The sequence below is a fragment of the Caballeronia sp. INML2 genome, assembly GCF_023631365.1.
In the GTDB taxonomy this organism is placed as follows: Bacteria; Pseudomonadota; Gammaproteobacteria; order Burkholderiales; family Burkholderiaceae; genus Caballeronia; species Caballeronia turbans.
Genome location: NZ_JALQDH010000090.1, coordinates 60,696 through 66,843, shown reverse-complemented (window position 1 = coordinate 66,843; position 6,148 = coordinate 60,696). Strand labels below are relative to the sequence as shown.

Below are 6,148 nucleotides of genomic sequence, written 5' to 3'. Positions count from 1 at the left end.
ATGACCTGATACCCAACGACAACCACCCCGTTGACCGGCCAAAATAGTTGTCGCTGACCGGCCGCGCTGCTTGACGCTCTCTAGCAGCTCGCCGGATTGCACCTTGTCGTCCCGCTGTCAGCCGACCAGGGTTGGGCCGACGTGAAGGCATTCTCGAAGGCGCTCACGCGGCATATGGCCAAGGTAATTCCCTCGCGGTTCTCGGCCGTGGCTGGACAAAAAAATCGGGTTGGCAAGATCTTTTTCGACTATCTGAGAAACGGGAATGGCGCCACGTCAGTCGCTGCGTTATCGGTTCGCGCGCGGCCGGGGATGCCTGTGGCTCGGACTGACACGTCGAGGAGTGGCGCATTCAGTCTCAAGCGTTGCGCGCATAAGCGGTACACTTTCACGCCGCTCGGTTCACGGCGGCGGGTTTTCTACGTAACCCCGAGCAGAGCGCAAATAGAGAAAATGGTGAGGCTGATCACTAGTAAAAAATGAACATCGAAACAAAAACTTATTTCATCGATACAGACGCGACGTCGAACGACGGGGTGAGCTACCACGACCAATGGCTGGAGCGGGGGATTGCGGTGCTGAGCGGCGGACCAAAGTACGAGAGGAAGATCGAACGGCTCAAGCGCGGCGACACGCTTTTGTTGTGGGCAAGCGGCTCCGGGGTCGTTGCCTGTGGACTGGTCGTTGACGATGAACCCCTGAAGGTTACAAGCCCTTCTGAGATTGTCAGTCCCCGCGAACCCGAGGAATACCATCGAAAGGTCAGCTGGACCGCCGATTTGAGAAAGCGACCAATCACCGCAAAAGAAATTATTGCGTACCGAGGCGCGAATCCACGCGGTTCGATTCAGGCGTTGGAAACGGGCAGAGCGGAGATCATGGCGTTGGTTCTGGCGCGTGTGGAGGAAATTGATATCGCACAGATTGGAGAACCGACAAAGGATCGAGCTACGGAAGTCGAGGCGCTTCGCCAAGCACGCAGAGGGCAGGGTAAGTATCGCGACGATTTGCTAGACCTTTGGAATCGAAGGTGTGCTGTCACTGGTTGCGACCTAGAACAAGTTTTGCGGGCGTCGCATGCGCTGCCCTGGGCGGCGTCAACGGACGAGCAACGTCTCGATCCTAATAACGGGCTTCCTCTGTTAGCCACACTGGACGCGTTATTCGACTCCGGGCTGATTGGCTTCGCAGACGATGGAACCATGTTGTGTTCCCCGGTGATCCAGGCTGAGCATGCTGTGCTATTCGGGGTTCCGGCGACTCTGCGCCAACCGCTGAACACAGCGCAAAAAGAGTACTTAGCGGCTCACCGTCGGATGTTCGCTCTTACGCACTGAGATCATGCACTTCGAAACTCTGATATCCGAGCTTACACAGCCGCTAGCGGGCCAGTATCCGCGTCCTTGGATGACTGAAATGCGCACGCCGCGGTCAGCGAAAGTGTTCATTGTTGGCGCGAATCAAGCAAAGCACTTCCCGGTGACTGCTGTTGATCACAATCGACATTTGGACGCGCTGTTTAACCGCAACGGGGAAACCTGCAGGGGGCTCTATGACGAACTGTATCCGCGCCCCTCTAAGACACGACCTAACCTTGACGACTTCGAAAATCGCCTCGCCGCTGCGGGCGTGACGGCGGTTCTTCAAACGAACGTCGTCTGTTATTCAACTCGAATGTCAGCGGATCTGCGTCAGAAGCAACATCTGGCGGGGCGCAAAATGGGAGGTCGGATCTTCGAGGAACTTCTAAAAGCAATTTGTCCGAAGGTCGTGATTCTTCACGGCGTTGGGACATGCGACGCGTTCGAGAAGCAATTCAATGTGCTAGTCCCTCGCCCAGCGGCAAACGAAGAAGATGGAATTCGCAGTTCGAGAGTCGCGGTGAATGACATTACGTTCGAAGTCATCGTCATTCCATCCCTCGCGCCGCCTGCATTCAACCGGTGGTCCGCGTGGGCCGACCGACACCTGGACGCCGTGAGCGCGCACGTCGCCGCACGGCTTCGAAACTGATCCGACTAGCTTCCTGCGGGAATCACCAGACCCGGTCTGCACCGTCGATTAGGCGGGTCAGCGGCCGCTCCAGTCGTTCAGCTTACGGAGGTACCAGCCCGGGCGTCGTGCTTGCCTTGACTACGCGAGCGCACCAATATGTTCGACCGAACACTGAATCGACCGCCTCACACGAGAGGATGCGCTCAAGATGCTCGATCTCAACGCCGAGGCTCTCGGCATTGCGCCGGTTACGGCCGTGACGCCGGTCGACTGGCCGGGCATAGACCTGCGGGGCTGCACGCTGCGATTGTGGAATGGCGTATGCGGAACCCCGTCGCCAGCAAGTTGGACCAATCAGTCGATCCATGCACGTCGCGTGAACGATATCTCGATTCCTTGCCTCCGTTCCGGAACAACCATTTACCAGTCAAGCGGTTTGATTCGGATCCTGTCGTGTCATAGCTCATGACGTCGTCGAGCACACGAGACCGCGCCTCGTGCAAGCTGAAGAATTCCCTGTGACGTGCTTCCGTCGACGGCCCTGAGAATGGAGTGAACAGTACGGAGGTACTGTAAGGCGGCGGTCTACTGGGTGACGGCAAGGCTAATGCACGCAAATGCCTGTGTCGCTCAGACCGACCGGTTTCGTTCAACTACCCACTGCCGCCGGTCAAGCCGTCCGGGAGCCAACAGCCCGTAACAGAGTACTGCAGCCGTCAAAATGGCAAGTTTCCCCACTCTCGGAACGGCGGGTTGTCACCGATCCCAATCCAGGACAGCGCTGTCGCCCCCGGCCCGCAACTGAGCGCTGTCGAGCAGCGTAGACCCCACCCGGTCGTTGGACCCTCGTAAGTCGAACGTCAATTTACGAAGTTGCAGGGCCAATCGCGCAACCACCATCGACGCATCATCACCTTCTTTGGCATTCTTCTCTGCCTGAACAATGTACCCGTGCCTGTCAAAGCTCAATTCGATTGAGGTCTACACGCAAGCTATACCTCGGCCTCTACGATGGCTCGTGAACTATCCGTTAAGCCGGAACGGACGTGACGAAGTTATTCAGTTCAATATAGTTTAGGTGGTAACGCACTAAACTAGGGAATCCACCTAGAGTGAAGCAACGAGAGGCACCGCGGAAACCTGCCTACAAACCTGTCGCAAGCGACGTCTCCGACGAGTTACAAATCGCGGGAGAGCTGTACGGGGTCCGGTCGATTGTAAGAGCAAGCAAACGCTTCAGGAAGCAAATACCAACCTGCAAGGACTCGTCCATTTCAAAGAGGGGCGACTCGCACTATTGCTTGTTTGCCAGCGCTTTCGATAGGCTCGTTTTTCCTACTCCTACGGAGAGCGCCATGCTTCAAAAGACAACTCTAGACTACGACCTTGATGAACACCGCCACCGGTTCGCGGTGTGGGCAGCCGCACGTGCTTACTCTCGCGGGGGCAGCGGGGGTGGATATACGTACGAGGCCGCAAGGCTGATGCTGGAAACGGCAGGTGTGCGGGGCATTCTCAGCGTTGAAGATCTCCCTGATCCGGACCAAATTGACGCCTACATCGATGGACTCATTCAGGAAATAATGGCGGCCGCACCACCAACCTATCCTGCCATCGAGAAAGTCGCAGACGGTAGCTCGCGCAAGAAGAGGGAGGTCGAATTGAGGTTCACCTGTACGTACGGCCGCGCACAAAAACTCGCTAACGTCTATCTAAAATCTAAACTGATTTGTGGCAGCACTTGCCACGTCGACATTCGCATTTCGAAACTTCACCCGCCGCTGGACAGGGAGTTACTTGAAGCGCTGAATCGCCTATTGCGAAGGAAGCCGACGGAATCGCTGCCTTATTCATTTAGGACGCTCTGGGCCGTTGCCCGTGCGAAAGGAAGCGCCTGGACCGAATTCGACAAACCGACCTACACCGCCTACATAGAGGCAATAAAAGCTCTCCAGGCCGATCGGCCACTTTGGGCGGTCGAAGAGTACTGGAAGGATTGAGAGTAGTCGCCGTTTTTTCAGATTGCGTGTTCGCGAAAATCCCAACGGCGATGCACGGGCGCCAGCCTTTGGCCGAAAAGGGGCGCGTCGCGCATCGGGCACGTGTTGGAGCGGACCAGCCGTTCAAGTTTACACTGCGCGGCTCAAGCGAAGGGCAGAAAATGGCCGAGCCCTGCCGGATGACGGTGGTGCGAGCTTCGGCCATAGCCGACGCTCGCCGTTCAGCTACCGTGCGGCGGGAGTCCACCGCGTTGCCGTCATTCGCGAATCTGTGCAGTCGAATGTCGGCTTCCGAAGACGGCGAACAAGTCACGACTCGGCTTCGGTTCCTCCCAGCGTTACCGGCAGTTCTCAGTGTGCTTTGGCAATCGGTGCGGTTTCCCCATTCTGTCTTAATTCAACACCATTTACGATGCCCTGTCTTTGCTCATAGCCCTCGACCATATTGACACACTGGCACCACATCAGGAGTCAGACCTTTCGCACTCAACGGAAGAGACATTTCACTTGAGCAATTGAAATATTGGCTAAGCGTCTATGTTCGAGCGGAAACCCAAGCTACGGGGCCGCTTCATCAAAACACGGCAGCTTATCCACGTCGTCGGCATTGCGGCTTGCAAGAAGCGGCGGGCGGAATTTGAAAAGGCGATAAAATCGTTTCTAGTACGACAACTCTACGGCTCACACTTCCGATGACGATCATTATTACCGCAGCGAATTGTGATTACCTGATGCAGTTTTCAGATCGACGTCTTTCGATGGCTGGAATCGCGAAGACTGAGCAATCAAATAAGGCGACGGTGCTCTCTCTAGCCAACGGACGCTTTGCCATCGGTTTCACAGGCCTGGCACGAGTGGGCTCGTTTGAGTTTCAGCCATGGCTGGTCGAAGCTCTCTACAGGTCGGCTCCTCCCGACTACGGAATCATGGAAACGGCCGAGCGGTTGGCCGGAGAGCTGAACTCACTGTTCGCGAACCGCCGCCAGATAAGCCGTCTTTCCCCGCAGGTCAAGCGACTCACTGTCATGTTGTCCGGCTACCTCTACTCGCGCGACCGAGTATACATTGGCACGATCTGGCTAACTAACTTTCAAGATTTCGTTCGAGGCGTTGACCATCCGGAAGCTGCAGATTCCTTCGACATCGCCGAAGAGCTGGAACCGGAAGATTCAGCACCATTAAAAAGTTATATCCAGCGAGTCGGAGCTTGGGATGCCATGGTTGACGAGGACGAGCGCATTCTCCGCACGGTACTTGAGTCGTTCCCATCGCGAGAAACTATCGTGAACGCGGGAATCAATATTGTTCGCCGCATCGCCGATCGAGCTCGTTCTTGGAACAGCGTCGGTAAGAATGTGGCCGTCGTTACCATCCCAAGGGATCGCAACTTACCCATCTCGACGCTCGTCCGCCTCGGGACTGGTAGAAATGATCTCCTCTTAGTGGATGTAGTTGAAGCAGCTTATCCTTCGACAGGAGAGGCAAACTTGATTTCAGTAAGCAATCTAAAGATGGAAATTCAAGAGCCTCCCCCAGGAGCGACTGCGTTCTCGGCAGTGCTCGGTCCCAACGAGCCCTGCTGGTGCAATAGCAAGCTGCGATTCAAGCATTGCCACGGCCGCGCGCGACGTCCATCCCTGTGACGACTAAGTGAAGGTATTGCGTCGTCGTTAGCCTTCACGCTGCAACAGTCCGTGAATGCAGGGATAACCGTAGCGGCACTTTTGCGCTGCGATAGTTACCATCCGCCCCGTCAGCGCCTGGTCATTGGCACTTCGACGCGGGTCATATCGAAATGGCGACCGAGAAATCCCAACCAGCTCTCAAGCCCGTGTGACACACATCGCGTCCTCCGGTCATCAACGTCCCGACCACCTCGCGTCTGGCTTGCGAGCTTAGAACTTTGGAGGCGCGAGATCCTTCACGGCGAAATTGTCGAGCATCGGCTCAGCAAGCAGACCCTTCTTCGCTGAATCGCTTCCTCATTGGAGTTCCTCTGTGAAACCAACTCTACGCCGTCACCGTATAAAATGCGGGGGTCCGAATCGGCCTTAGCTGACATTAAAGCCGTCAGCCTTCAACGGCAGCAGTTCGGCGGGATGCTGCCGTCGACGCCCTGCCGAAGGAGGACTGCATCTCCTACGTCAGCGACT

General features: G+C 56.3%; 5 protein-coding genes and 1 pseudogene. All 6 read left to right on the top strand.

The genetic code is table 11. The annotated features are described in order from the left end of the window. Nucleotides 1-93 precede the first annotated feature (93 nt). Nucleotides 94-324: pseudogene (locus tag NCT32_RS30850) on the top strand (DNA ligase D); the annotation flags it as partial. 155 nt (nt 325-479) lie between these two features. Then, nucleotides 480-1,337, top strand: coding sequence for an HNH endonuclease (locus NCT32_RS30845; RefSeq protein ID WP_250491045.1), 858 nt, complete (start codon nt 480-482; stop codon nt 1,335-1,337). 70 nt (nt 1,338-1,407) lie between these two features. After that, complete coding sequence (locus NCT32_RS30840) at nt 1,408-2,013, top strand: hypothetical protein (RefSeq protein WP_250491044.1); 606 nt, start codon at nt 1,408-1,410, stop codon at nt 2,011-2,013. 190 nt (nt 2,014-2,203) lie between these two features. Beyond that, on the top strand, nt 2,204-2,464 hold the full coding sequence (locus NCT32_RS30835; RefSeq protein WP_250491043.1) for a hypothetical protein: 261 nt from the start codon (nt 2,204-2,206) through the stop codon (nt 2,462-2,464). An 886-nt stretch (nt 2,465-3,350) separates the two neighbouring features. Then, the gene (locus NCT32_RS30830) at nt 3,351-3,995 is read left to right on the top strand and encodes a hypothetical protein (RefSeq protein WP_250491042.1); all 645 of its coding nucleotides are present in this window, start codon (nt 3,351-3,353) and stop codon (nt 3,993-3,995) included. 692 nt (nt 3,996-4,687) lie between these two features. Further along, nucleotides 4,688-5,638, top strand: a complete 951-nt coding sequence (locus NCT32_RS30825) for an SEC-C domain-containing protein (RefSeq protein WP_250491041.1) — start codon at nt 4,688-4,690, stop codon at nt 5,636-5,638. Nucleotides 5,639-6,148: the final 510 nt, after the last annotated feature.